General features: G+C 56.9%; 25 protein-coding genes and 1 other RNA gene. 10 read left to right on the forward strand and 16 right to left on the reverse strand.

Annotation, left to right across the window (positions count from 1 at the left end):
• Positions 1–63 precede the first annotated feature (63 nt).
• Positions 64–1,491, forward strand: coding sequence for a PLP-dependent aminotransferase family protein (locus GVK32_RS06840; protein ID WP_159866550.1), 1,428 nt, complete (start codon positions 64–66; stop codon positions 1,489–1,491).
• A gap of 132 nt (positions 1,492–1,623) precedes the next feature.
• Here the strand turns inward: GVK32_RS06840 and GVK32_RS06845 are convergent, their stop codons facing one another.
• The 3 genes from GVK32_RS06845 to yeiL all read right to left on the reverse strand — a co-directional run bounded on the left by GVK32_RS06845 (position 1,624) and on the right by yeiL (position 3,264).
• Positions 1,624–1,839, reverse strand: a complete 216-nt coding sequence (locus tag GVK32_RS06845) for a hypothetical protein (RefSeq protein ID WP_045854236.1) — start codon at positions 1,837–1,839, stop codon at positions 1,624–1,626.
• Positions 1,836–2,093, reverse strand: coding sequence for a hypothetical protein (locus tag GVK32_RS06850; protein ID WP_159866553.1), 258 nt, complete (start codon positions 2,091–2,093; stop codon positions 1,836–1,838). The genes GVK32_RS06845 and GVK32_RS06850 overlap by 4 nt, the downstream gene beginning before the upstream one ends.
• A 475-nt stretch (positions 2,094–2,568) precedes the next feature.
• Complete coding sequence (gene yeiL, locus GVK32_RS06855; RefSeq protein ID WP_076944683.1) at positions 2,569–3,264, reverse strand: transcriptional regulator YeiL; 696 nt, start codon at positions 3,262–3,264, stop codon at positions 2,569–2,571.
• Between the two features lie 139 nt (positions 3,265–3,403).
• Between yeiL and rihB the strand changes: the two genes are divergently transcribed.
• The 3 genes from rihB to GVK32_RS06870 all read left to right on the forward strand — a co-directional run bounded on the left by rihB (position 3,404) and on the right by GVK32_RS06870 (position 6,424).
• Positions 3,404–4,336, forward strand: coding sequence for a ribosylpyrimidine nucleosidase (gene rihB / locus GVK32_RS06860; protein WP_159866556.1), 933 nt, complete (start codon positions 3,404–3,406; stop codon positions 4,334–4,336).
• Between the two features lie 76 nt (positions 4,337–4,412).
• Positions 4,413–5,663 carry a NupC/NupG family nucleoside CNT transporter gene (locus GVK32_RS06865; protein WP_123706783.1) on the forward strand — a complete coding sequence of 417 codons (1,251 nt, stop codon included), beginning with the start codon at positions 4,413–4,415 and terminating at the stop codon, positions 5,661–5,663.
• A 194-nt stretch (positions 5,664–5,857) separates the two neighbouring features.
• Complete coding sequence (locus tag GVK32_RS06870; protein WP_159866559.1) at positions 5,858–6,424, forward strand: HD family hydrolase; 567 nt, start codon at positions 5,858–5,860, stop codon at positions 6,422–6,424.
• Positions 6,425–6,567: 143 nt separating this feature from the next.
• On the opposite strand, the gene ffs is transcribed toward GVK32_RS06870, so the two are convergent.
• Positions 6,568–6,664: signal recognition particle sRNA small type (ffs, locus tag GVK32_RS06875), an RNA gene on the reverse strand.
• Between the two features lie 284 nt (positions 6,665–6,948).
• Between ffs and GVK32_RS06880 the strand changes: the two genes are divergently transcribed.
• A complete protein-coding gene (locus tag GVK32_RS06880; protein ID WP_123706781.1) occupies positions 6,949–7,356 on the forward strand; it encodes a dTDP-glucose pyrophosphorylase in 408 nt (135 codons plus the stop codon).
• Positions 7,357–7,421: 65 nt separating this feature from the next.
• The gene (locus GVK32_RS06885; RefSeq protein WP_041144334.1) at positions 7,422–7,733 is read left to right on the forward strand and encodes an MGMT family protein; all 312 of its coding nucleotides are present in this window, start codon (positions 7,422–7,424) and stop codon (positions 7,731–7,733) included.
• Between the two features lie 33 nt (positions 7,734–7,766).
• Here GVK32_RS06885 and GVK32_RS06890 read toward each other — a convergent pair whose 3' ends face one another.
• Complete coding sequence (locus tag GVK32_RS06890) at positions 7,767–8,294, reverse strand: YbaY family lipoprotein (RefSeq protein ID WP_123706780.1); 528 nt, start codon at positions 8,292–8,294, stop codon at positions 7,767–7,769.
• Between the two features lie 219 nt (positions 8,295–8,513).
• On the opposite strand from GVK32_RS06890, the gene tesB reads away from it, so the two are divergent.
• A complete protein-coding gene (gene tesB / locus GVK32_RS06895) occupies positions 8,514–9,377 on the forward strand; it encodes an acyl-CoA thioesterase II (RefSeq protein WP_159866562.1) in 864 nt (287 codons plus the stop codon).
• A 65-nt stretch (positions 9,378–9,442) separates the two neighbouring features.
• On the opposite strand, the gene amtB is transcribed toward tesB, so the two are convergent.
• The 5 genes from amtB to GVK32_RS06920 form a co-directional block, all read right to left on the reverse strand.
• Entirely contained in the window at positions 9,443–10,732 is a 1,290-nt protein-coding gene (amtB, locus tag GVK32_RS06900) for an ammonium transporter AmtB (RefSeq protein WP_165972989.1), read from the reverse strand.
• 33 nt (positions 10,733–10,765) lie between these two features.
• The gene (gene glnK, locus GVK32_RS06905) at positions 10,766–11,104 is read right to left on the reverse strand and encodes a P-II family nitrogen regulator (protein ID WP_004858743.1); all 339 of its coding nucleotides are present in this window, start codon (positions 11,102–11,104) and stop codon (positions 10,766–10,768) included.
• A gap of 242 nt (positions 11,105–11,346) precedes the next feature.
• On the reverse strand, positions 11,347–13,125 hold the full coding sequence (locus GVK32_RS06910) for a SmdB family multidrug efflux ABC transporter permease/ATP-binding protein (RefSeq protein WP_159866565.1): 1,779 nt from the start codon (positions 13,123–13,125) through the stop codon (positions 11,347–11,349).
• Positions 13,118–14,890, reverse strand: a complete 1,773-nt coding sequence (locus GVK32_RS06915) for a SmdA family multidrug ABC transporter permease/ATP-binding protein (RefSeq protein ID WP_159866568.1) — start codon at positions 14,888–14,890, stop codon at positions 13,118–13,120. The genes GVK32_RS06910 and GVK32_RS06915 overlap by 8 nt, the downstream gene beginning before the upstream one ends.
• 42 nt (positions 14,891–14,932) lie before the next feature.
• A complete protein-coding gene (locus GVK32_RS06920; protein ID WP_041144328.1) occupies positions 14,933–15,391 on the reverse strand; it encodes an Lrp/AsnC family transcriptional regulator in 459 nt (152 codons plus the stop codon).
• 115 nt (positions 15,392–15,506) lie between these two features.
• Between GVK32_RS06920 and GVK32_RS06925 the strand changes: the two genes are divergently transcribed.
• Complete coding sequence (locus GVK32_RS06925; protein ID WP_159866571.1) at positions 15,507–16,559, forward strand: PLP-dependent cysteine synthase family protein; 1,053 nt, start codon at positions 15,507–15,509, stop codon at positions 16,557–16,559.
• 60 nt (positions 16,560–16,619) lie between these two features.
• On the opposite strand, the gene cof is transcribed toward GVK32_RS06925, so the two are convergent.
• On the reverse strand, positions 16,620–17,438 hold the full coding sequence (gene cof, locus GVK32_RS06930; RefSeq protein WP_159866574.1) for an HMP-PP phosphatase: 819 nt from the start codon (positions 17,436–17,438) through the stop codon (positions 16,620–16,622).
• 986 nt (positions 17,439–18,424) lie between these two features.
• On the opposite strand from cof, the gene GVK32_RS06935 reads away from it, so the two are divergent.
• Together GVK32_RS06935 and queC are read left to right on the forward strand one after the other, a co-directional pair.
• Positions 18,425–20,125: an SgrR family transcriptional regulator gene (locus GVK32_RS06935; protein ID WP_159866577.1), complete on the forward strand. Its 1,701-nt coding sequence runs from the start codon at positions 18,425–18,427 to the stop codon at positions 20,123–20,125.
• A 66-nt stretch (positions 20,126–20,191) separates the two neighbouring features.
• Positions 20,192–20,887, forward strand: a complete 696-nt coding sequence (gene queC / locus GVK32_RS06940) for a 7-cyano-7-deazaguanine synthase QueC (protein WP_132511312.1) — start codon at positions 20,192–20,194, stop codon at positions 20,885–20,887.
• A gap of 99 nt (positions 20,888–20,986) precedes the next feature.
• Here the strand turns inward: queC and GVK32_RS06945 are convergent, their stop codons facing one another.
• The 5 genes from GVK32_RS06945 to lon all read right to left on the reverse strand — a co-directional run bounded on the left by GVK32_RS06945 (position 20,987) and on the right by lon (position 26,950).
• Complete coding sequence (locus tag GVK32_RS06945) at positions 20,987–21,385, reverse strand: YbgC/FadM family acyl-CoA thioesterase (RefSeq protein ID WP_095094412.1); 399 nt, start codon at positions 21,383–21,385, stop codon at positions 20,987–20,989.
• Positions 21,386–21,495: 110 nt separating this feature from the next.
• Positions 21,496–21,879: a helix-hairpin-helix domain-containing protein gene (locus GVK32_RS06950; RefSeq protein ID WP_159866580.1), complete on the reverse strand. Its 384-nt coding sequence runs from the start codon at positions 21,877–21,879 to the stop codon at positions 21,496–21,498.
• A gap of 148 nt (positions 21,880–22,027) precedes the next feature.
• Complete coding sequence (gene ppiD / locus GVK32_RS06955) at positions 22,028–23,902, reverse strand: peptidylprolyl isomerase (protein WP_159866583.1); 1,875 nt, start codon at positions 23,900–23,902, stop codon at positions 22,028–22,030.
• 213 nt (positions 23,903–24,115) lie between these two features.
• Complete coding sequence (gene hupB / locus GVK32_RS06960) at positions 24,116–24,388, reverse strand: nucleoid-associated protein HU-beta (protein WP_002444653.1); 273 nt, start codon at positions 24,386–24,388, stop codon at positions 24,116–24,118.
• 207 nt (positions 24,389–24,595) lie between these two features.
• Positions 24,596–26,950 carry an endopeptidase La gene (lon, locus tag GVK32_RS06965; RefSeq protein ID WP_123706770.1) on the reverse strand — a complete coding sequence of 785 codons (2,355 nt, stop codon included), beginning with the start codon at positions 26,948–26,950 and terminating at the stop codon, positions 24,596–24,598.
• Between the last annotated feature and the right edge of the window lie 32 nt (positions 26,951–26,982).

Genomic DNA, 26,982 nt, shown 5'->3' on the forward strand with positions numbered 1-26,982 from the left:
CCTCTCCATCATCGGCAAAAATGGATTGATAATTAATGGCCAGTTTTACAAAAGTGGATCGCTATGGCTGCTCGTCGATTTGGTACGCAATCTTTGGTGCGCCTGCTGGGAAACTGGCAGGAGTCCGCCTCCCGCACCCCGCTCTGGCGCCAGCTGGCAGAAGCCCTGAGGCTACTGATCCTTGACGGCCGCCTGACGCTGGAAACGCGTCTGCCCGGCGAACGCGAGCTGGCGACGGCGCTGAGCGTTAGCCGCACGACCATCGCCAGCGCGCTCGGCCAGCTGCGGGAAGAGGGGTATCTTTACAGCCGCCAGGGCAGCGGCTCGCGCATTGCCCTGCCCCTGCGCCAGGCTGGAACGGTGGAACAGACCGCCAGCGCCACGTCGGTGAACCTGGCCACCGCCGCCCTCAGCGCCGGGCCGGAAATCCATCAGGCCTACCATCATGCGCTGGGCGTGATGCCCCAGCATCTGACCAGCACCGGCTACGATCAGCAGGGGCTGTCAACGCTGCGCGAGGCGATAGCCCGCCGCTACTGCGAGCGCGGTTTAGCGACCCAGGCTGATGAAGTGATGATTGTTAACGGCGCGCTTAGCGGCCTGGCGCTGGTGCTGCGCTTAATGACCGGACCCGGCGATCGCGTGGTGGTCGATGCCCCAACCTATCCCATGGCGATCAGCGCGATTCAGGGAGCCTCCTGCCGGCCGGTTGGCGTGGCGCTGCCCCCCCAGGGCTGGGACTGCGACGGCCTGGCGGCGACCATTGCGCAAACCGCCCCGCGCCTGGCCTGGCTGATGCCGGACTTTCACAATCCCACCGGCCGCTGCATGGATAGCGCCACCCGCCAGCGGGTGGCTGATATTGCGGCCCATACGCGCACCACGCTGGTGGTCGATGAGACAATGGTTGATTTATGGTACAACGCCCCGCCGCCTCCGCCGCTGGCGGCCTTCAATCCAGAGGCGCCGGTTATCACCATCGGCTCCGCCGGCAAAAGCTTCTGGGGCGGGCTGCGCATTGGCTGGATCCGCGCGTCGTCCCGAACCATCGCCTCGCTCGTCCAGGCCCGCGACTCCCTTGACCTCGGATCGCCTCTGCTCGAACAGCTGGCCTGCTGCTGGCTGCTGGAAAATGAAAAACAGCTGCTGCCGCCGCGTCGGGCAATGCTGGCCGCCCGCCGGGATATGTGCGGTAAATTAATGGCTGAATATTTTCCCCACTGGCACTTTACGCCGCCGGAGGGCGGGCTCTCTTTTTGGGTTGAACTACCGGGGATGCTGGCGACGATACTTTCCGCGCGGGCAGAAAGCCACGGTATTCATATCGGGACCGGGACGCGCTTCGGCCTCGCAGGGGCTTTCGATCGCTATCTGCGGCTGCCGTTTACGCTGGAGGATGAGGCGCTACGCAGCGCCTTCACCACGCTACAGCCGCTGTGGCATAGTCTTGCACAGCAGAGTGAAAATACGCGGGTGCGGAAAATAATATAATAAAATATCGACGGGCTGGGTTCAGCCCGTCAAAAATCATCGTCCATGACGGATATGAGATGTTTTTATAAAATTGCAGTTCATCTTGTCATCGCAATATGTCAGCGGAATGACAAAATCAACCGCATTTCATTAATGCTGGCGCGGAATGGGAAAACTTTTTAACGAGATAATAAAACCATCGTCATCTTTTTTTATTTTTGCCCCGGTTTCGCACCAGTCGGAAGCAATGCGAAAGAACTCATCGCTGCCGATATTCCAGTTCAGGCGAACGTGCTTCACATACCCTGAACGTAACATGTCGCAGGCTTCGCTGTAGCTGCTGGCTGTAGAGAGTTGTTGTTTCATTTTCTCTTCTTCAGAATCTTTCTTAATGCTTTGATTTCTTTAGGGGTTAATGGGGTCGCTTCCTCTTCGGTATGCTGGCTGTCAATATCCTCTTCCGAAACCCCCGCCTCGTCCGCTGAATCCGCAATTTGAAAAGCGAGTAGCAGCAGTTTCTCCGTCGCAGTACCCAGATTTTCGTTATTTACTTCCGCATAGTGACGCAGCTTATCTTTTAATTCTGCATCAATTTTTACGTTCAAAACCACAGTGGTCATAGTCACGCTTCCCGTGCAATAAATTCATCATAATTAATACACGAAGTTAACATGTTGATCCAGACATATATTTACGGCTTGTAATCTGGCAACAAATTCCCACTGCTAATCTGCCAGTTATTTATGACGAACGCATGACGGATATATTTCATTATTATTTCAAAATTATGACAGCCTCATTTTATGGGTAGCAGAAGAGCCGACTTTGTGCAAAAAAATAAATTCTCTACCGCTGCCGGGCGGCGAGCCTCTTCGGGTCGCGTAGAAGCAGATGAAGAACGGATCCTGACCGACAATCAGCCGCCGCGTTGCGTGGAACGGCTTCACTTGATGGAAGGCGACTGCCGCCCCCTGCGAGGTCCACCCGTCAGGCTATCCAGTTTGGTTTCACGCCTATCGCGGGCGGCCTGCTTCCCGTCCCGCGGACTGGCACCTTTTGCTGCTCCGCCTTCGGGCGGCAAGCGCGGCGCGAACCTCACTCACTACCGGCAATTGTCGTATTGGGGTCCATCTCGCGCGCCAGTGCCGTTAGCGCTTTTTTATTACTAATCGCATAGCCGGTATTGAGTTTGAGCAATATTCCCTGAGCGCACAGCTGCGCAATCACGTACAGCAGGTGGCGATAGGTTACGCCAAGATACTCCGCGACCTGAGTATGCTTTTCTTTGTAGTGCGCATCGTGCTCGGTCAGCAAAATAAAAGCCGCCAGGCGATTGAGCAGCGGGTAGGCCTGGTTACGCGTCGACGTAACAATATTGCGGTGATTCTTGCCAACCAGCCCGAGGCAGACATTGCGCAGAAACAACGTATCGTTGAGCAGCGCGCTGCGTAAGGTTTTTACCGGCAATGCCAGACACCAGCACTCTTCAATGGCCTGTACCGCGCGAGAGGGATGCTGCTCATCTAACACTTCTATTTCCCCTATAAAACAGGGGGCGCTAAAGAAATCGACCAAGGATATTCGGCCATTGGCTAACGTGACGTAAAGTTTGGTCCGTCCGCGCACCAAATAAAAAAGAAAGGTCGGTAAAGTCCCCTCCCGCACAATGTAGTCTCCGGCCTGGGCATGGAGTAAATGTGTGTTGCGGATCACATCCATTGAAAATTTATCGGCATAGCCAGACTCCTTTATCAATTGATTTTTAAAGGATTCATTCTGCACTTCTTTCATCTGTCGCCTGCCTATATGAGATTTCTCATGCCTGCAATATTTTGCCGCTGATAAGGTGAAAACGTCAACCCTACTTCACCTGCTTATTTCTTCATAAATAATATTCAGGTGAGCCAAAAATAAAAGATGAGGAATAAAAATGACAGCGCGTAAAATAATTCTGGACTGCGACCCGGGTCACGATGACGCAATAGCGATCATGCTCGCTGCAAAACATCCGGCAATTGAATTACTGGGCATCAGCATCGTTGCGGGAAATCAAACTCTCGATAAAACCTTGATTAACGGCCTGAACGTTTGTCAAACCCTGGATATTAACGCTCCGGTACATGCCGGGATGCCGCAGCCGATTATGCGTAAGCAGATTGTCGCCGATAACATTCATGGAGAAACCGGACTGGACGGCCCCGTATTCGGCCCACTCACTCGCGAGGCCGAAAAAAAACACGCGGTTAACTTTATTATTGATACGTTAATGGATAGCGCAGGAGATATTACGCTGGTCCCGGTGGGGCCGTTAACTAATATCGCGGTCGCGATGCGGATGCAGCCGGCGATTATTCCAAAAATACGTGAAATCGTGCTGATGGGCGGTGCCTATGGTACCGGGAACTTCACCCCTTCTGCCGAATTTAATATTTTCGCCGACCCCGAGGCCGCTCGCGTGGTCTTTACCTCTGGCGTTCCGCTGGTGATGATGGGGCTCGATTTGACCCACCAAACGATTTGTACCCCAGATATTATCGCGCGCATGGAAGACGCAGGCGGCCCGGCCGGTAAGCTCTTCAGCGACATGATGAACTTCACGCTGAAGACGCAGTACGATAACTATGGGCTGCTGGGCGGCCCGGTGCACGATGCCACCTGCGTTGCCTACCTCATCAACCCCGACGCCTTCAAGGTGCAGGAGATGTACGTCGAGATCGACGTCAACAGCGGGCCATGCTATGGCCGCACGGTCTGCGACGAGCTGGGAGTGCTTGGCCAGGTGCCGAATACCAAAGTTGGCATGACCCTGGATACCGCCTGGTTCTGGGACCTGGTCGAAGAGTGCGTGCGTAAATATCATTAATAAAACCACCATGGGCAGAATGCAGTCGCCCATACCGCTATGAAACATCCCAAAGATGACATGAAGAGAGATCATTATGGATATACTGAGAAGCGTTCTTGGTATGGTGGTACTGCTGGCGATTGCATTTCTGCTATCAGTCAATAAAAAAAGCATTAGCCTACGCACCACCGGAGCTGCACTGTTAATACAAATTATTATTGGCGGCGCCATGCTATATCTTCCGCCGGGAAAATGGCTGGCAGAGAAAGCGGCAAACGGAATTCATCACGTATTATCCTATAGCGACGCCGGCAGCGCCTTTATCTTTGGCGCCCTCGCCGGACCGCAAATGGATAAGGTGTTTGACGGCGCGGGATTTGTTTTTGCCTTTCGCGTCTTGCCAGCCATTATATTCATTACCGCGCTGGTGAGTATCCTGTATTACATCGGCGTCATGGGGTTTTTAATTCGTATATTAGGCGGATTATTTCAGAAAGCCCTAAAGATTAGTAAGATCGAATCTTTTGTCGCGGTGACGACGATATTCCTTGGGCAGAATGAAATTCCGGCGATCGTCAAACCGTTTATTCATCGTCTCAACCGCAATGAGCTCTTTACCGCAATCTGCAGCGGCATGGCGTCGATTGCCGGCTCAACGATGGTGGGATACGCGGGGCTCGGCGTGCCGATCGAGTTCCTGCTGGCCGCCTCGCTGATGGCTATTCCCGGCGGAATTCTGTTTGCTCGTTTACTCAGCCCCGCCACGGAAGAGTCGAAGGTCGATTTTGATAATCTCTCTTTCAATGAGACCCCCGCGCGCAGCTTTATAGAAGCTGCGGCATCCGGCGCCATCATTGGCCTGAAAATCGCCGCCGGGCTGGCAACGGTGGTGATGGCGTTCGTTGGCATCATCGCGCTGATCAATGGGATTCTGGCCGGCGTCGGCGGCTGGTTTGGCTATGGTCATGCAAGCCTGCAGGCTATTCTGGGCGTGGTGCTGGCGCCGCTGGCGTGGCTGATGGGCGTTGACTGGAGCGACGCTGCGCTGGCAGGCAGCCTGATCGGCCAGAAGCTGGTGGTGAATGAGTTTGTTGCCTATCTGAGCTTCTCACCCTACCTACACGCTCCCGGTCTGTTGGATAGTAAAACTATCGCCATTGTGTCGTTCGCCCTGTGTGGATTCGCCAATTTTGGCTCCATCGGCGTGGTGGTGGGCGCATTCTCCGCCGTGGCGCCGGAGCGCACCTCGGAAATCGCCCGCCTGGGCATGCGGGCCCTGCTCGCAGCAACCCTGTCGAATCTGATGAGCGCCACTATCGCCGGTTTCTTTATCGGTATTGGCTAAGCGTTAGGCCTCTGCGATGGCGGCCGCTCCGGGCTGCCATCGGCCAGCGGGCAGCTCCCCTCTGTTACCCGCCCGCTTCCTGAACCAGGGCGGGAGCCCTTAACATACGCGCTCGCCGTGAGCCATGCTTATGGGCCAGGCAGTAGAAATAGCGCCCATACTCACAATACATTCTCTGAATGAAGGAAAATGCCATGACGGCCCTGGAACCACAGTTAACGTTTCTGCGAGAAATCGACAAACTTAAAACGGTGATACGCCAATCACCGTTGCTTGATAAAAGCCGCAGGGAAAACTCCGCCGAGCACTCCTGGCATCTGGCGATGTTCGCCTTAATCCTGAGCGAATACGCCAGCGGTACGGTTAATCCCTCTCGGGTGATAAAAATGCTCCTGCTGCATGACGTTGTCGAAATAGACGTTGGCGATCATCCCATTCATCGCGCTTATTCAGGCGAGCTCTATCAGGAGGAGTCAGCGGCCGCAACGCGGCTGTTTGGTTTGCTGCCGCAGCCACAATGCCATGAGCTCAATAATTTGTGGCAGGAGTTTGAGCAGGCAGAAACCGCAGATGCGCGGTTTGCTAAAGCCCTCGATCGCTTTCAGCCCCTGCTGGTGAATATCTTTACCGATGGAGGAACCTGGCAAGAAAACGGCGTATCGCTTGAACAGGTATTAACCCGTTATGGGCCGACGATAAAAAGAGGCTCACCTGCGCTATGGGAAACGTGCGAGGGTTTGATAATGAAGCATTTTTGCTAGTATTTAGCTGGCGTTACACGGTCAGCGCGTAGACAAGTCGTGGCTCAACGGAATACGTGGCTGCCGGCATGCCCGAGCTCAGGCGGAGGTTTTTGTACGGAGAAGATGGGTTTTCAGCAGTCTGGCGCAGAATTGGGTGGGGGCCCTGCCAGCTACATCCCGGCACACACGTCGTCTGCTCTGGCTGCTTCCTTCCGGATCTGACCTGGTAAACAGAGTAGCGTTGCGGGAGAACCAACAGAGCCCCCATTGAGAGCGTTGTTAACCAACGCGCCGGCGCATTATCCCTACTGCGGCGCTGAATTGCAAGCTGGCGTCGATCGGATGCTGGTTTATTGCGCAAAGCCGCCAACGGGCTGGCGAAAACCCGCCGTCGGCCGGGCTGTTAAATTTCGCGACAATCCTTACCGGGCAATACAAGGGATTGCGAGCGCCGTCGCGGCAGGATGCTTCATGCTCATCCATACTTCATCGCATATCGAGGCCCTCTTTTTAAATCAACACCTTATCGTTATGGGGAATCAATGAGCGAATCACCGCGTTTGACGTCAACTCTGGCGATGCCGGCGATAGACGGCGTGACCGTATCCTTCAAGGGCTTGCACTACCTGCGCCCGGAGCTGGTGCTGGATTTTATCACCATCAGCAGCGGCACGATGCTGGCAGTGACGCCGGTTGCACTGCTCTACTCCACCGTCGGCGTGCTGCAGAGCGTCGAGTTACGCAGGCTGCCTATCGCGGTCTGCGGGCGCGTGGTTTACCCCATCACCTCGCAGAAGCTCCCTGCCCTGCGCGCAAAGCTGATTATTAACGCTCAGTCGCGGCGGCTTAAGTTTCTCGAAAGCCTGATGGCTTTGACTGCGCATGACAACATACACGGGATGCAGACTCTCGGCCTGGCGCTGGAATTTACCCTCGCGCATTCCGCTTAAGCCGCGGGCTGTACAGCCCGTTATCCAGCGCTTATCCTGAACCTTTCCCGGCAACAGGGCGCCTCATGGATCCTCAAGACACATTTCCTCAGCGGGTATGGCAGATTATCGCCTCTATACCGGAAGGCTATGTCGCCACCTACGGCGACGTCGCACTGCTGGCAGGCTCGCCGCGCGCGGCCCGCCAGGTGGGCGGCGTGCTCAAGCGTCTGCCGGAAGGCTCCGCTCTGCCGTGGCATCGGGTGGTCAATCGGCACGGCGATATTTCACTGACGGGCCCGGACCTGCAGCGTCAGCGCCAGGCGCTGCTGGCCGAGGGGGTACAGGTCTCCGGCAGCGGGCATATCGACCTGCAGCACTATCGATGGATTTATTAAAAAAAATGCCCCTGAACAGGGGCATGTGAGGTCTTATTGCGCGACGGCCGGCGTGTTCGCCGCTGCGCCATCGCCGGCGACAGGTACCGCGGTTTGCTGTACCGGTACCAGCAGCAGATCGGCACGACTGCTGCCACCGTTGACCACCGTCTGGACCGTATCGGTGATAAACATCAGCTGACCATTGACCGTAATGGCCGAGCTCAGCAGGATACGCGCGTTAGGCTTTATATCCGCCTGGTTGTACGGCAGAACAAAGTTATACGGCGGCTGCTGGCCTTCGGTACGTACGGCTTTCTGCGCCAGCACGCGCGACGGCGCGTCGGCCAGTGAAGCATCAGACAAGGTCACGGTCAGTACCGCATCCGGCGGCAGGGCAACTTTCTGCCGAATAGAGATAGTCCCGGAAACGTTAGGCTGTTGCTGCGAGGACGTCAGTGACGCGATGCCGTAAGGATCGGCGGCAGCCGCGTTATTTTTCGCACTGTCGCTGTGATTATTGGCACAGGCAGTCAATGCGGTAGCAACGGCTAAAGCACTTAACATATAGGCAAATTTCATGTTGTTCTCCTTTTCATCCCTATATACACAGGAGCATGTCCTACCGACTGAGTGGCATGAACATTTGTATCGTGCATAAGTGTGGCACAGATCTCAGATCTCTTCCTGCAAACGACCCCTTATTCAGATTATTACACCCATCGGACCACTTGCAATTCCAGGTTATACTTTGCCTCAATACGCGCCGCGAGAAGCGGTTATCACCGATTGAGGGTAAATATGAGTCAGGCACTAACCAATCTGCTGGCATTGTTAAATCTGGAAAAAATTGAAGAGGGGCTGTTCCGCGGGCAGAGCGAAGATCTGGGGCTGCGTCAGGTTTTTGGCGGCCAGGTCGTCGGCCAGGCGCTGTACGCGGCGAAAGAGACCGTGCCTGCCGAGCGTCTGATCCACTCGTTCCACAGCTACTTCCTGCGCCCCGGCGACAGCCAGAAGCCGATTATTTATGATGTCGAAGTCCTGCGCGATGGCAACAGCTTCAGCGCGCGCCGGGTGGCCGCGATTCAAAACGGCAAGCCGATTTTCTATATGACCGCCTCTTTCCAGGCCCCGGAGCCGGGCTATGAGCATCAAAAAACGATGCCAGTGGCCCCGGCGCCGGACTCTCTGCCTTCAGAGACCGATATTGCCCGTAAGCTGGCGCACCTGCTGCCGCCGCAGGTCAAAGATAAGTTCCTCTGCGATAAGCCGCTGGAGATCCGCCCGGTTGAGTTCCATAACCCGCTAAAAGGCCACGCCGCGGAGCCGACCCGCCAGGTATGGATGCGCGCCAACGGCGCTGTCCCGCAGGACATCCGCATCCATCAATACCTGCTGGGCTACGCCTCGGACTTTAACTTCCTGCCGGTCGCGCTGCAGCCGCACGGCGTGGGCTTCCTTGAGCCCGGAATGCAGGTAGCCACGATCGATCACTCGATGTGGTTCCATCGCCCGTTCAATATTAATGAGTGGCTGCTGTACAGCGTTGAGAGCACCTCAGCCTCCAGCGCCAGAGGATTCGTGCGCGGCGAGTTCTATACCCAGGACGGCATCCTGGTGGCCTCAACGGTGCAGGAAGGCGTGATGCGCAACCGCAATGCATAGGGCGTAACGGCATAAAAAAAGCCTCCCGAGGGAGGCTTTGCTACTACTGGAGATAACACAAGGATTCAGGCGTTGTAGGCGTTTTCGCCGTGGCTGTTGACGTCCAGACCTTCGCGCTCCTGCTCTTCCGGTACGCGCAGACCGACGGTCATATCAGCAACTTTATAGCCGATCCAGGCGACGATGCCGGACCAGACGATGGTGATGCCGATACTTTCCAGCTGCACCAGCAGCTGATGCCCCATGGTGACGCCTTCTGCGTAACCCACACCGCCCAGAGAAGTCGCGGCAAAGATACCGGTCAGGATACAGCCGACAATCCCACAGACACCGTGCACGCCGAACACATCGCACGGGTCGTCAACGCGCAGCCAGCGCTTCAGGACAGTCACGCCCCACAGACCCGCCAGACCGGCAGCAAGACCGACAATCAGTGAACCACCCACGCCGATGTAACCACAGGCTGGCGTAATGCCGACCAGACCGGCAATCGCCCCGGAGCAGGCGCCCAGCAGGGACGGCTTACCGCGGGTCACCCATTCGCCGAAGGTCCAGGCCAGAATCGCAGCGGCAGTCGCCACGACGGTATTCACAAATGCCAGGGCCGCTATTTCGTTCGCCGCGCTCGCAGAACCGGCGTTGAAGCCAAACCAGCCAACGTACAGGATCGCGGTGCCGGTGAAGACCATCGGCAGGTTATGCGGTTTGAACGCCTCTTTGCCAAAGCCCACGCGTTTGCCCATCATATAGGCACCCACCAGCCCGGCAACCGCGGCGTTGATATGCACGACGGTACCGCCGGCAAAATCCAGCGCGCCGTGCGTCGCCAGCAGACCGCCGCCCCATACCATATGGGCAATCGGGACATAGGAGAGCGTCATCCACACCACCACGAAGATCAGCACCGCGGAGAAGCGAATACGCTCCGCCAGCGCGCCGACGATGAGGCCGACGGTGATACAGGCGAAGGAGCCCTGGAAAGCGACGTGAATGTACTGATAGAAGGAGCCCATCAGCGCTTTCAGCTCAATATTCTTCAATAATACCCAGTCAAAGTTGCCGAAGAAGCTGCCGCCGGTGCCGAACGCCAGCGTGTAGCCGTAGACCACCCACAGAACGCACACCAGAGCAAAGGTGACGATCACCTGAGTCAGCATCGAAAGCACGTTTTTGCCGCGAATCAGGCCGCCGTAAAACAGCGCGATGCCCGGAATAGTCATAAACAGCACCAGCGCGGTGCAGATCATCATAAAGGCGTTGTCGGCTTTATCCGCCACCGCCGGTGCGGCCATGGCCAATCCCGGGAGAAGCGCCAGCGCACCCAGACCTGTTTTCATTGTTGTTGCTATTTTCATCTTCTCAATCCCCATCACTGTGTGGTCTGGACGTTACAGTGCCGCTTCGTCGGCTTCGCCGGTGCGGATGCGAATAACGCGCTGCAGCTCGGCGACAAAAATTTTGCCATCGCCAATTTTCCCGGTGTATGCCGCTTTACTGATGACGTCGACGACCTCATCCAGCTGATCGTCGGCAATCGCCACGTCAATTTTTACCTTCGGCAAAAAGTTAACGCTGTATTCGGCGCCACGGTACAGCTCAGCATGGCCTTTCTGGCGGCCAAACCCTTTCACTTCAGTGACCGTCAGGCCCTGAATGCCGATGGAAGATAACGCTTCGCGAACGTCTTCCAGTTTAAACGGTTTGATTACCACGGTAACCAGCTTCATAAGTCCCCTCCGATCAGAATTCGTAATGGCAGCAGCTAACACACAGGGAATAAAGCAAAGGCTATGCCAGAAATGAAAAAGGACCGCTAAGCGGCCCTTTTGATGGAGAAAAGCGAGAAACGCCCCGGGAACGCGGGGGAAAGCGCCCGGGAGCGGCTAAAAACGCACCATTTCAGTGCGTAAGAGGTTGCATTTTTGCACCACGCTATATCGCCGCAAAATCACTGCCTGCTTATAGTGCATCAGGCAATCAGGGACTCTTCCTGCGAGCTGGCCGCCAGCTCCTCGCCGGCCAGCTGCAGCTGGTACATCTGCCAGTAGCGCCCTTTTTCCGCCAGCAGTTGCTGATGGTTGCCGCGCTCAACCGCCTGGCCGCGATGGAGCACCAGAATCGTATCCGCTTCGACTATCGTCGACAGGCGGTGGGCAATCACAATCAGCGTCGTGTTCTGACGAACCTTTGCCAGCGCCTGCTGGATCGCCTGCTCGGTGCCGGAGTCGATATTGGCCGTCGCCTCGTCGAGGATCAGTATCTGCGGCGTATCGACCAGCACCCTGGCCAGCGCCAGCAGCTGCTTCTGGCCCACCGAGAGATTATTGCCCTGCTCGCCCAACTGGGTATAAAGCCCTCCCTCCATGCCGCGCGCCAGCTCGGCCAGCTGAACGGCTTCCAGCGCGTCCCAGACCTGCGCCTCGCTAATGTCGCGGCCGAGAGTGACGTTGGCGTAGAAGGTATCGGCCAGCACGACCGGATCCTGCTGCACCATTGCGACGCCCTGACGTAATGCGCTGTGGCTTAAAGAAGAGAGCGGACGGCCGTCAATACGGATCTCACCCTTGCTCAGCGGGTAGTAGCCCATCATCAGGCTGGCAAGCGTACTTTTACCGCTGCCGGTGTGGCCCACCAGCGCCACAAAGCTGCGGGACGGAATCTCCAGATTGATATCCTGCAGCACCAGCCGATCGCCACGATAGGCAAACGAGAGATCCTCGATCGATACCGCCCCGCTGCGCAGCGGGGCATCGTCCTGCCCCCACGCCTGACGCGGTCGATCCATCAGCTCGAAGACCCGCTCGCCGGCTACCACCGCCTGCTGCAGCATCGACTGCTGCGTAGTCAGCTCAATCAGCGGCTCGTTCAGCCGACCGAGATAGCTGATAAAGGCGTACAGTACCCCAACCTCAATGGTTCCCGTGGCGCTGAAGCCAAAGAGCATCAGCAGCCCGCACAGCACCAGCGTCGAGAAGAGGCTGAGCAGCGGACGCAGCAGGAAGCCGTCGAGACGCAGCGTTTGCATGCGCGCCAGATAGTGGGCGTAGCTGGCCTCGCGCATCCGCTCGCCGAACCGCGCCTGCTGGCGGAACTGCTGGATGACGCCCATACCGTTAATCACTTCATTAAAACCGTCGTTGATATCCGCCAGCCAGGCGCGCACCCGCCGGACAATAGGCGTACTGTAGCGCTGATAGATCATCATGACGATCAGCACCGCCGGGAAAATCGCCAGCGCCACCAGCGCCATGCGCCAGTCAAGGCTGAACATCGCCACCAGCATGGCGCCAATCAGCGCCGCACTGCGTAGCACTGTCGCCACCACGGTGACGTAGAGATCGCGGATCACCTCGGTGTCGTTAGTGACGCGGGAGATAAGCTGCCCGACCGGCTGCGTATCGAATTCACTCAGCGGCTGGCGCAGCGCGGCATCCATCACGTCGCTACGCAGCTGCTGAACGACGCCGACGGCGGCGCGGTTAAACAGCAGCGACTGGTTGTAGTGCAGCGTAGCCGCGAGGATCTGCAGGCTAAGATAGGCCACCGCGAGCCCGCTAACCAGCTTCAGCGGCAGCGAATTCTTCGCCACCATATTGTCGATGAAGTAGCTGATCAGCAGCGGGCCGCTGACTTCGGCGGCGGCCGCAACCCACATCATTCCGACCGCAATCAGCAGTGGCCTGCGCCACGGCGAGCCGTAGGCCAACAGGCGTTTTAAGGTCGGCCAGAGTTCGGTAAAACTACGCATCGGCAGCCTCCTCAAGGTCATGAGGGGCATCATCCAGCGCCGCCTCCAGCTGCTGATAGCGGTACATATCGCGATACCAGCCCGGCTGCACTGCCAGCACGTCATGGCGGCCGCGCTGGGCAATATGGCCATGCTGCATCACCAGAATTTCGCTGGCTTCCGTCAACGCCGATAGCCGATGGGCGCTGATAATCACCGTCCGCCCCTCTCCCCACTGCCGCAGGTTATAGAGTATCTGGTGCTCAGTGCGGCCATCTACCGCCGACAGAGCATCGTCAAGAATCAGGATCTCCGCCTCCAACAGCAGCGCGCGGGCAATCGAGATGCGCTGTTTCTGACCACCGGACAGCATCACGCCGCGTTCTCCCACCTCGGTCTCGTAGCCCTGAGGCAGGCGCAGGATATCCTCGTGAACGCTGGCAAGGCGCGCCACCCGCTCAATTTGCTCGGCCGTCGCGTCGGGCCTGCCGAGTGCGATGTTATTTGCCACGGTATCGGAAAACAGGAACGGGGTCTGATTGACCACCGCCAGCCGGCCGCGCCAGCTGTCGAGCTGTAGCCGGGTCAAGGGAATATCGTGAAAACGAATATCTCCCTGGGTGACGTCGAAGTGGCGCTGTATCAGCGCCAGAATCGTGCTTTTCCCCGAGCCGGTTGGCCCGCAGATGCCGAGCATTTGCCCCGGCTGCAGCACAAAATTGACCTTTTCCAGCGAGGGTTTGTTGGCCTGAGGATAGATAAACTCGCGCACGGCGACGCTAAGCGTTCCGCGCCCTTCCGGCGCCGATTCACTACCGTCTTTGACCGCCGGCGCCTCTTCCAGCATCGTGCGAATTCGGCTGTAGGCCGCGCTGCCGCGCTCGACGATATTAAACATCCACGCCAGCGCCAGCATCGGCCAAATCATCAGCCCCAGATACATCACAAAGCTGGTGAGCTGGCCCAGGGTCATGCTGCCCTGCAGCACCATCCAGCTTCCGCCGCCGATCGCCAGCAGGTTGGCGGTGCCGATAGCGATGTAAATCGTCGGGTCAAAGCGCGCATCGATACGCGCCACGCGCATATTTTTCTTACCGGTATCCTGCGCATCGGCCGCGAACTGCGCCGACTGCCGGTCTTCCAGGCCAAAGGCTTTAATCATGCGGATGCTGGTCAGGCTTTCCTGAGTTCGATCGTTGAGGCTTGAGAACGCCGCCTGCGCCACGCGGAAACGCTCGTGCAGGGCATCGCCGTTGCGCTTAATCACCAGCGCCATCACCGGCATCGGCAGCAGCGCCAGCAGCGTCAGCTGCCAGCTGATTTGCGTCGACATAACGATCAGCACCGCGCAGCCCATCACCAGCGAATCCACCAGCGTCAGCACGCCCTCACCCGCCGCGAAGACCACCCGGTCAACGTCGTTGGTGGCGCGGGCGATCAGGTCGCCGGTGCGATGGCGCAGGTAGAAGGCCGGATGCTGGCGGCTCAGCTGGCGATAGAAATCTTCCCGCAGCTCGACGGCCAGCTGATAGGAGGCGCCAAACAGCAGCACGCGCCAGACGTAGCGCAGCAGGTAAACCATTATCGCGATAAGTACCAGCACGCCAATCCACATCCACACCTTTTCTGCGGTGTAATGTTCTTTGGTGACGCCATCAACCACAATTCCCACCACCTTAGGCGGGATCAGCTGTAGGACGGCGATAATGGCCAGCAGAGCAATAGCGCCAAGATAACGGCGCCACTCCCGGCGGAAGTACCAGCTAAGTTGAGCAAATAATCGCAAGCAGTTAAATCCTGAGTGTATAAATCGTCGCGGCAAACGCCGTTAATCAATCGGTAAGGCCGTGGTGTATTTTATCTGTTCCATGGCAAAGCTCGAAGTCACATCGGAGAGTCCCGGAACGCTGTTCACCAGCCGTTTATAAAAATCGTCGTAACGCTTCATATCCGCGACCTGGACCCGCAGCAGGTAATCATACTCCCCCGCCATGCGCCAGAAGCCGAGAACTTCCGCCATTTGCGTCACCTCGCTCACGAAGCGGCAGTACCAGTCGCTGCTGTGATGCTGGGTCTTGATCAGCACGAAGGCCGTCAGGCTAAGACCGAGCTTTTCGGCATCAAGCAGCGCGACCCGCTCGCGCAGGATACCCTCATCTTCCAGCCGCTTCAGCCGTTTCCAGCAGGGCGTGGTGGTCAGATTAACGGCATCAGCCAACGCCTGCAAAGAGAGGGTGCAGTCCGTCTGCAGTAAAGAAAGCAGCTTGCGGTCAATTTTATCTAACATAGCCCACCAATAGAGAAAATTTTACTCCTTTTATTGTAATTCAAAGGCTAAATAGCAACAATTTTTCCTTCAACTTCCTTTAAGCTGGGCACAAAATGACAAACAGGAAATGAAGATGAACAGCGCCTGGGTAAAACACGCCATTAGCGAAATCAACGCCGACTATCAGCGCTCCGCCGACACGCACCTTATTCGCCTTGCGCTGCCCGGTTTCCCGGGGATCCAGATCTACCTGAAGGATGAAAGTACCCATCCCACCGGCAGCCTGAAGCATCGCCTGGCGCGCTCGCTCTTCCTTTATGGTCTGTGCAACGGCTGGATTAAAGAAGGGACGACGATTATCGAGTCGTCTTCCGGCTCCACCGCGGTTTCTGAGGCCTACTTCGCGCGCCTGCTGGGCCTGCCGTTTATTGCCGTGATGCCTTCCTGCACGGCGAAGCGCAAAATCGAACAGATCGAGTTTTACGGCGGCCGCTGCCATTTCGTGGCCAGCGCCTGCGAAATCTACGCCGCCTCCGAAACCCTGGCTCGCGAACTGAACGGCCACTATATGGACCAGTTTACCTTTGCCGAGCGGGCGACCGACTGGCGAGGAAACAATAATATTGCCGACAGCATCTTCCGTCAGATGACCCATGAGCCGCATCCGCAGCCGTCGTATATCGTGATGAGCGCGGGAACCGGCGGGACCTCAGCAACCATCGGCCGCTATATCCGCAGCCAGGGCTACGATACTCAGCTGATGGTGGTTGACCCACAAAACTCGGTGTTTCTCGACTACTGGCAGAGCCGCGACGCCAGCCTGCGCAGTCCGGTCGGCAGCAAAATAGAAGGTATCGGCCGCCCGCGCGTCGAGCCGTCATTTATTCCGGATGTGGTTGATGAAATGCTGCGCGTGCCCGATGCCGCCAGCGTCGCAACCGCCCTGTGGCTGGAGACGCTGCTGGGCCGTAAGGTCGGCGCCTCGACCGGTACCAATATGTGGGGCGTACTGGCGCTTGCCGTACGCATGCGTGTCGAAGGGCGGACCGGCTCGATTGTGACCCTGCTCTGCGACAGCGGCGAGCGCTACCTCGAAAGCTATTACAATCCCCAGTGGGTGGCGGCCAATATCGGCGACATCGCGCCGTGGCAGGCGCAAATTGCAGCAAAGACGGCGGCACAATAAAAAAAACCAGGCTTAATGCATCATCACGATGCCCAGGCCTGGCTTGCTGGAATAGTCTAATTATTCGGGGGAATAAGGAAGATCGGGTGTATCCAGCCAATGCGTTAAAAAGTGGGAGACGGCCTGATGGCGGCAGTCTCCGATAACCGGTAAATGCGGCAGCTCTGCCTTGAGCTGCGCCATGGCGTTGCCCATAATCACCCCGCGCCCGACGCTGCCCAGCATCTCGCGGTCGTTCATCGCGTCACCAAACGCCATACAATCCTGCAGCGTCAGGCCAAGATGCCGGCTAAGTACCGCCAGCGCCGCGCCTTTATTACAGCCATTCGGCAGCACTTCCAGACAATCAACGGCCGAGAAGCACATATGCGCGCGCTCGCCCAGAGCTTCAGTAAGCTGAACTTTCAGCCGCTGGAGATCCTGATGATCGCCGCAGAAGCACACTTTGGTGACCTCGTGCGCCGGCATGCGTTTTAAATCACAGATATGGTAGTGGAAGCCGCTAAAGACGTGCGCCTGCAGCAGCTCGGGGATCGCTTGCCCGGTAAACCAACCGCCGTCGTTGAATACGTGCATGCTGGCCGCGGTATCCCAGGCGCCGTGCAGTACGAGTTCAGCGACGCCCGGATCAAGATCGCATTGATGCAGCACCTCCCCCTCCAGGGAGTGAATGCGCGTGCCGTTGCCGGTAATCAGGAACGCATCGAGCGCAAACTCGCCGATCACGTGGCGCATTTCCAGGGCGTGGCGCCCGGTGGCAAAGGTCAGGGTAATATCGCGCTCACGCAGGCGTTTCAGGGTCGAAAGCGTGCGTTCTCCCAGACGATGGTCCGGCATTAACAGCGTACCGTCCATATCAAATGCAGCGAGTTTGGCCATGCTTTGCTCCCGGAGGTGAGGTGGGTTTTGCTTGTGTTCCAGTATTGCCTGAGATATACGGAAGTAATAGTGAATAGATATTTTTTATTGTTCCGGGTTTATAAACCGCGCTAGTGCGACCCCGAAGGGGCGAGGCCGAAGGACAGGCAAGATAATCGCCGCAGGCAACACAACCAACGTAAAGATTGCCTTGTCAGGTGAGGTGGATATACACAAAATCATTCGACCTGCATCAAGGCGGCAAGTGCGCGAATCCCCGGGAGCTTACGCCAGTAAGTGACCGGGGCGAGCAAGCGCGGCCAACACCAGCAACACAAGCAACGCCAGCAGCACCAGCAGCACAGAGACAGCCTTGTCGGTGGGGTGAATATGCACAAAATCATTCGACCTGCATCAAGGCGGCAAGTGCGCGAATCCCCGGGAGCTTACGCCAGTAAGTGACCGGGGTGAGCAAGCGCAGCCAACGCAAGAAACTCAAGCAGCACCAGCAGCACAGAGACAGCCTTGTCGGTGGGGTGAATATACACAAAATCATTCGACCTGCATCAAGGCGGCAAGTGCGCGAATCCCCGGGAGCTTACGCCAGTAAGTGACCGGGGTGAGCAAGCGCAGCCAACACCAGCAACACCAGCAACACCAGCAGCACCAGCAACACCAGCAACACCAGCAACACCAGCAGCACAGAGACAGCCTTGTCGGTGGGGTGAATATACACAAAATCATTCGACCTGCATCAAGGCGGCAAGTGCGCGAATCCCCGGGAGCTTACGCCAGTAAGTGACCGGGGTGAGCAAGCGCAGCCAACGCAAGAAACACTAGCAGCACCAGCAGCACAGAGACAGCCTTGTCGGTGGGGTGAATATACACAAAATCATTCGACCTGCATCAAGGCGGCAAGTGCGCGAATCCTCGGGAGCTTACGCCAGTAAGTGACCGGGGTGAGCAAGCGCAGCCAACGCAGAGGCAGGTTGAAGGATGAAGTGTATATGAGATTACTGAACAGGCTGAACCAGTACCAGCGCCTCTGGCTGCCTTCTTCCGGCGCTCCGCAGCAGGTTACCGTGGGCGAGCTGGCTGAGCGCTGTTTTTGCAGCGAACGTCATATCCGCACGCTGTTACGCCAGGCGCAGGAGGCCGGCTGGTTGAGCTGGCAGGCCAGTTCCGGTCGCGGCAAGCGCGGCACTCTTCTTTTTCACACTTCGCCTGAGATGCTGCGTAATGAGATGATGGAGCTGGCGCTCAATAGCGGGCAGCAGAAAAACGCGCTCGAGCTGGCCCAGCTGGCGCCGGTCGATCTTAAAGCGCTGCTGTCGCCGTTCCTCGGCGGTCAGTGGCAGAACAATACGCCGACCCTGCGGATCCCCTACTATCGCCCGCTCGAACCGCTGCGGCCCGGTTTTTTACCCGGCCGGGCGGAGCAGCACCTCGCCGGGCAGATATTTTCCGGTTTGCTGCGTTTTGATGCGCAAAGCACCTGTCCGATGGGGGATCTGGCCCACCACTGGCAGGTCTCGGCGGACGGATTACACTGGCATTTTTACATCCGCTCGACGCTGTTCTGGCACAACGGCGACCCGATAGAGACGCCTCAGCTACGCCAGCGTCTGCTGATGCTGCTCACTATACCGGCACTGCGTACGCTCTTCGCCAGCATCAGCCGGATTGATGTTACCCACGCCCAGCGTCTGACCATTACGCTGCATCGTCCGGACTACTGGCTGCCGTTTCGCCTTGCCAGCTATTGCAGCGTCCTCGCGCATCCGGACAATCCGACGATCGGCAGCGGTCCGTTTCGCCTCAAGCTGTTGAGCCCCGAGCTGGTACGGCTGGAGAATCATCCCCGCTATCATCTGAATCATCCGCTCATCCAGGCCGTTGAATATTGGATAACCCCGCAGCTTTTCGAGCAAGATTTAGGCACCAGCTGCCGTCATCCGGTGCAGATAACGATTGGCGATGCCGACGAGCTGGCCCATCTTCGTCAGGTCAGCAATAGCATTAGCCTGGGTTTTTGCTACCTGACGCTGCGCCAAAGCCCTCGTCTAAGCAAAGCTCAGGCCCAGCGACTGGTCGCGCTTATTCACCGCTCTTCGCTGCTGGAAACGCTGCCACTCGACGAAGATCTGATTACTCCCAGCAACGAAGTGCTTCCTGGATGGTCAATTCCGCAGGAGCCTGAAGATCGGCAGGTGGCACTGCCCGAGCGGCTTACCCTGCTCTACCATCTGCCGATTGAGCTGCATACGATGGCCGAACAGCTACGGCAGCGGCTAAGCGAGCTCGGCTGTCGCCTGACGCTTATTTTTCACGATGCCAAAAACTGGGATGGCTGCCAGGCACTGGCGCAGGCGGATTTGATTATGGGCGATCGCCTGATCGGCGAGGCGCCGGAATATACTCTTGAGCAGTGGCTACGCTGCGACGCCATGTGGCCAAATTTGCTAACCGGAGCGCAGTATGCTCATCTGCAGGCCACGCTTGATGCGGTCCAAATGCAGCCGGATGAGCGCAGCCGCAACGATGCTTTGCGTAACGTATTCAACAGGTTGATGGACGACGCCATCATGACGCCGCTGTTCAATTATAATTATCGCATTAGCGCCCCGCCGGGAGTTAACGGCCTGCGTCTTAACGCTCGCGGCTGGTTTGATTTCGCCAGCGCCTGGCTACCGGCCTCATCGCCATGATGAAGCTGGTCGCCGCGTCCATCAAGCGCTACCATACTGCTTTCATTTTAATAGCCAGGAATGACCATGAAACGCGCCGTAGTTGTCTTCAGCGGAGGACAAGATTCAACGACCTGTCTGGTGCAGGCTCTGAAACAGTATGATGAAGTGCACTGCGTCACTTTTGACTATGGACAGCGCCACCGCGCAGAGATCGACGTCGCTCGCGAGCTGGCGCTAAAGCTGGGCGCCGTGGCCCATAAGGTGCTCGACGTCACCCTGCTTAACGAACTTGCGGTGAGCAGCCTGACCCGCGATAGCATTCCGGTTCCGGACTACGAACCGGACGCCAGCGGTATTCCGAATACCTTCGTTCCCGGGCGTAATATCCTCTTTTTAACCCTGACGGCGATCTACGCCTGGCAGGTTAAAGCAGAGGCGATCATCACCGGCGTTTGCGAAACCGACTTCTCCGGCTATCCCGACTGCCGGGACGAGTTCGTGAAGGCCCTTAACCATGCCGTTAATCTGGGCATGGCAAAAGATATCCGCTTTGAAACGCCGCTGATGTGGCTCAACAAGGCTGAGACCTGGGCGCTGGCCGACTACTGGGGCCAGCTGGAGCTGATTCGTAGCGAAACCCTGACCTGCTATAACGGCATTAAGGGTGACGGCTGCGGGCAGTGCGCCTCCTGTAACCTGCGCGCCAACGGCCTGAATCAGTACCAGGCCGATAAGGTCGGCGTCATGGCCCTGATGAAGCAAAAAACGGGCTTACGCTAAGTATCGCCGGGCGCTTGCCCCGCCCGCGCTTCGCGTAGCGGGGAAAGTGCCCTGGTATGGGAGGGGCGTGGCAGAAAATATGCCCGCCGGCCCTTTCCGCTACAGCTCCATCTGCTCGAGCTTCTCGCGCAGCTCACCGTCCAGCGGCAGCGCCTTCTGCGTTTTCAAATCGATACAGACAAAGGTAATCATCGCATCGGCGACCACTTCCCCTTCGGGATTCAGGGTTACCGTCTGGCTTAAGGTGCCGCTTTTGCCGTTCAGCTGCTGCAGGTGGCTGGTGACGGTTAACACGTCTCCAAGGACCGCCGGACGGCGATAGTTAATATTGATGTTCACCACCACGAACGCGATATTGCGGGCAGTAAGCCAGTGGAACGCCGCGCTGTTTTCCAGGCCATCCCAGCGCGCCTCCTCGAGGAACTCGAGATAGCGGGCATTATTAACGTGCTGATAAACATCCAGGTGATAGCCGCGAACTTTAATTTGTGTCTGCATAGCGCAAATGCCTTTGTCTTATTATCGTTAATGAGGTAAGAGGTCACACCACTCGTGTAACCTCTTTAGTCTGGCAAAGATTTACGCTGCTGCAACCCCCCGGCGCAAAATTACAGGGTGAGGTGCGCCAGGTTTCGCTCTACCAGCGCATGACCCATTCCGGGAACCTGCTTGAGATCGTCGATGGTCTTAAACGGCCCAAACTCTTCGCGATAGCTCACAATCCCCTGCGCTTTCTTCAGGCCTACGCCATTCAGCGCCTCCATCAGGTCCTGCGCGCTGCCGCTATTGATGCTGACTTTCGTCGCCCCCGACTCCCCCACTTTGGCTGAGTCGGGCGCTTTAGCCCGCACGCTCTCCCTACCTGTCGACGCCGACGACTTGCCTGTCACCACCTGCGCCTTGCCCTCGGCAGGCGCCCCCTGCGCCATCGGGCTTCCCGCAGCGCAAAGTAATGCGGCGGCAACAACGATCGCTTTCACTCTTGGTTTCATGCTGTGTTCTCCTTTTTTGTAGACAGCAGAACCACGATAGCGAGCGGAGAAAAGGAGGACAAAAGGCGAATGCCAGAAATGGAAAAGGCCGCGAAAGCGGCCTTTGGGGATTACATTACGTTACTTGCTTTTGCGAGTATGCGCGAAATTACTGCTGCTGGTCGATGATATCGCCGAGCTTAATTTTCGCTGATTTACGCAGACTGCTCATCAGCGCTTCGAAAGCAATCTGAGCATTGTTTTGCGTAATACCCTGCACCATGGCCTGTTTCTGCTCAGCCGGCATGTCGCCTGCTTTAACGGCATCCAGAGCCAGCAGGACCACGTTACCGTTCGCATCACTGCCCACGCCGTAGCTTGCTTTACCCTGCTGTGGCAGCGGCAGAGCAAACGCGGCCTGGCTCAGCGGATCCTGCCCGGTACGCGCGAGCGTCTGCGCCGCGCCGAAGCTTAAGCCTGCGGCCTTCATCGCGTCATCGCCTTTGCCGTCTTTCAGGGCAGCCAGCAGTTTGTCCGCGTCAAGCTTAGCCTGCTGCTCGGCCTTGGTGTGCTTAACGATATCCGTTACCTGCGCTTTGACTTCCGCCAGCGGTTTAACGGCCTGTGCTTTATGCTCGCTAATGCGCACAACAAAGGCGCGATCGCCATCAACGGTGATGATATCGGAGTTGCTGCCCGGTGCGCCGTTTTCACCCACCAGACCACCGTTAAAGATAGCGTCGGAGACCGGCTTAAAGTTCAGCTCCTCCGGCAGGTTGTCGTGTCCGAACCAGCCGGTTTCAACAACCTTAACGTCTGCGACCTGTGCTGCACCGGCCAGAGATTCGTTATCGTTGCTGGCGGCATCGCTCACCTTCTGCTGCAGCGCATAGTACGCATCGAGGGCTTTTTCCTGCTTCACCTTCGCTGCGATATCCGCGCGAACGTCGGCCAGCGGTTTCACCTGCGCAGGCTGAACGTCAACCAGGCGTACGACCAGGAAACCGACGGAAGATTTGATCACGCCGGAGAGCTGACCTTTTTCTTTCAGCCCGGCCTCTTTCAGCTCGGGAACCGTTGCCGCATCTTCCAGCCAGCCCATGTCGCCGCCGTTGCGGGCAGAGATAATGTCGGTAGATTTTTCTTTCGCCAGCGTCGCGAAATCGGCGCCTTTTTTCAGTTCGTCCAGCACGGCCTGCGCGTCAGCTTCGGTCTTGGTCTGAATCACGCTGTAGCGGTTACGCTGCGGCTGAGTGAACTGGTCCTGGTGCTGGTCATACCAGGACTGAATTTCCGCGTCAGAAGCGTTCTCCTGCATGCTCGCTGCATCCATTTTGATGTAGCTCACTCGGAACTGCTCCGGCGCCATGAAGCGCGCCTGGTTCTGCTGATAGTAGGCCTCAACTTCCGCGTCGGTCACCGTCTGCTTCGCCGCCAGCGCGTTGACGTCAATCGTTGCTTCACGCACCACGCGCTGCTGAGAAACCAGCGCCGCCAGTTGGTCGGATTCGCCCGGCAGCATGAAGTCGGTGCCGGCAACGGCGTTAATCAGCTGCTGAGTCGTCAGCTGGTTGCGCAACGCCTGGGCGTACTGGTCGGTGGTCATGCCCATCTGATTAACGATGCCGCCAAAACGTTCGTTATCAAATTTACCGTTAGACTGGAAGGCCTGGGTCTGGAAGATGGCCTGCTTCACCTGAGCATCGCTGACGCTGAGGCCGAGTTCACGCGCGTACTGGTCAAGCAGCGATTCGTCGATCAGGCGGTTCAGCACCTGCTGGCGCATGGTTTTCATGTAGTTTTCGTTGGCTGCCAGTTCAGAGAACTGGTCGCCGAGCTGCTGCTGCATGCGATTACGTTCGCTGGCAACGGCATTTTCAAACTGTGAGCGACCAATTTCCTGGTCATTAACTTTCGCGGCATAATTGCTGCTGCCGCCAATCAGGTAACCACTCACCCCGGTCAAAATGAACGAGACAATGATGATACCGAAAATAATCTTGAGCACGACGCTGTTGGCGGCCGTGCGTAGGTTGTCCATCATGGTGTAACAACGCTCCGCTGTAGATGACTTTAGCTCGCGCAGCATAGCACGTGATGGCCGCCGCGCGTGAGGACCTATTTTGACAACAAAATGGGGTGATTGTCAGCCCACAAGTGTCCGCAAACACACATAAAGTCGCTTTCTGGACAAATAAAAAAGGCACATCTCTCGATGCGCCCTTGTACTTCGTCAAATTCCCTGACGGGAAGCCGATCAGTTGACCGCGTCTTTCAGCGCTTTACCAGCACGGAAACCCGGAACTTTAGCAGCGGCAATAGTAATTTCTTTACCTGTTTGCGGGTTGCGACCGGTACGGGCAGCACGCTCTTTAACAGCAAAAGTACCAAAACCTACCAGCGCAACGTCATCCCCAGCCTGCAGAGATTCAGTAACAGAAGCAATTAAAGCATCTAACGCACGTCCGGCTGCAGCTTTAGAAATGTCCGCACCCGCAGCAATTTTGTCAATCAGTTGAGATTTATTCACTGTTCTCTTCCTCTCTTTATAATTTATATCGCACCAGAATCCTTCGTGGTGCGACCGCGCAGCAGTTATATCAGGACTGTCATGCCCTTACAACAGAGTTGTAGATGACCCCCTGCCAGCGATCTAAGTTAGCTACACAAAAAAAGGCTGGCAAGCACGAATTTACTTACCAGCCCTACTTTTCTTAGCGCAATTTGCGCGAAATCACTATTTCGCCGTGACGACCTGCATGCCGAACGGTTCATTCTGCAGCGCAAGTGCCAGAACTTCTTCGATTCGTTTCACCGGATGGATATCCAAATCGGCGATAACGTTATCTGGAATTTCTTCAAGGTCACGTTTGTTTTCGTCAGGAATCAGAACAGTCTTAATGCCGCCGCGGTGCGCCGCCAGCAGTTTTTCCTTCAGACCACCGATTGGCAGCACCTGGCCGCGCAGGGTAATTTCCCCGGTCATGGCGACATCGGCGCGTACCGGATTGCCCGTCAGACAGGATACCAGCGCGGTACACATCGCAATACCGGCGCTTGGGCCATCTTTTGGCGTTGCCCCTTCCGGTACATGGACGTGGATATCACGTTTTTCGTAGAAATCTGAGTTAATACCCAGCTTATCCGCACGAGAACGCACCACGGTCAGCGCAGCCTGAATGGACTCCTGCATCACCTCACCGAGCGAACCGGTGTAGGTAAGCTTGCCTTTACCCGGAACGCAGGCGGTTTCGATGGTCAGCAGATCGCCGCCCACTTCCGTCCACGCCAGGCCGGTCACCTGACCTACGCGGTTTTCGCTATCCGCACGACCGTAGTCAAAGCGCTGAACGCCGAGGAAGTCGTGCAGGTTATCGCCGTTGATGGTGATGTGCTTGAGCGATTTATCCAACAGCAGCTGTTTAACCGCCTTACGGCACAGTTTGGAGATTTCACGCTCCAGACCACGCACGCCCGCTTCACGGGTGTAATAGCGAATGATGCCGACGATCGCGCTGTCTTCAACGGTCAACTCGTTTTTTTTCAGCGCGTTACGCTCGATTTGCTTCGACAGCAGATGCTGTTTAGCGATGTTCAGTTTTTCATCTTCGGTATAGCCGGAGAGACGAATCACTTCCATACGGTCCAGCAGCGGCGCCGGGATATTCATGGAGTTAGAGGTCGCCACGAACATCACGTCGCTCAGATCGTAGTCCACTTCCAGATAGTGGTCGTTAAAGGCCACGTTCTGTTCAGGATCCAGCACTTCCAGCAGAGCTGACGCCGGATCGCCGCGCATGTCGGAGGACATTTTGTCGATCTCATCGAGCAGGAACAGCGGGTTTTTAACCCCCACTTTCGCCATTTTCTGGATCAGTTTACCCGGCATTGAGCCGATGTAGGTCCGGCGGTGACCGCGGATTTCCGCTTCATCACGCACGCCGCCCAGCGCCATACGCACGTATTTACGTCCGGTGGCTTTGGCGATGGATTGACCCAGAGAGGTTTTACCCACCCCCGGCGGCCCAACCAGGCACAGGATCGGCCCTTTGAGCTTGTTCACGCGGCTCTGCACTGCGAGGTACTCAAGGATGCGATCCTTCACGCGTTCCAGACCGTAGTGGTCGGTATCGAGGATCTCCTGAGCCTGGCGCAGATCTTTTTTGACCTTGCTGCGGGCGCTCCACGGCACCTGCACCATCCAGTCGATGTAGCCGCGCACGACGGTGGCTTCCGCCGACATCGGCGACATCATCTTCAGCTTTTGCAGTTCCGCTTCGGTTTTTTCTTTCGCCTCTTTCGGCATTTTCGCCGCGTCGATTTTACGCTTCAACGCTTCGTTTTCGTCCGGGGCGTCGTCCATCTCGCCGAGCTCTTTCTGGATGGCCTTCATCTGCTCATTCAAATAGTACTCACGCTGGGACTTTTCCATCTGCTTTTTAACGCGGTTGCGAATGCGCTTCTCAACCTGCAGCAGATCGATTTCTGACTCCATCATCGCCATCAGATACTCCAGACGTTCGTTAACGTCTGACATCTCCAGCACGGACTGTTTGTCCGCCAGCTTCAGCGGCATGTGCGCCGCGATGGTGTCCGCCAGACGTGCGGGATCGTCGATGCTATTCAGCGACGTCAGCACTTCTGGTGGGATTTTTTTGTTCAGCTTGATGTAGCCTTCAAACTGACCGATAGCCGTGCGAACCAGTACTTCCTGCTCGCGCTCTTCAATAGCAGGCGATTCGAGGTACTCCGCTTTCGCTGAAAAATGCTCGCCGTCGTCGGATAACGCGGAAATACGCGCCCGCTGCAGGCCTTCAACCAGCACTTTTACCGTGCCATCAGGCAGCTTCAGCATCTGTAAAATTGACGCCACGGTCCCGACGGTGAAAAGATCATTTACACCCGGCTCATCCGTTGAAGCTTCTTTCTGCGCAACCAGCATGATTTTTTTATCATGGTCCATAGCCGCTTCAAGACAACGGATAGATTTTTCCCGCCCTACAAACAGGGGTATGACCATGTGCGGATAAACCACCACATCGCGCAATGGCAATACGGGGATTTCAATGCGTTCAGAACGCTCAGGATTCATAGAGCTCTCTCTTAGTTTAAAGTCCGCCAGGT

Origin of the sequence: Klebsiella sp. 18074, from assembly GCF_902705905.1 — a bacterium.
Classification (GTDB): domain Bacteria; phylum Pseudomonadota; class Gammaproteobacteria; order Enterobacterales; family Enterobacteriaceae; genus Klebsiella; species Klebsiella terrigena.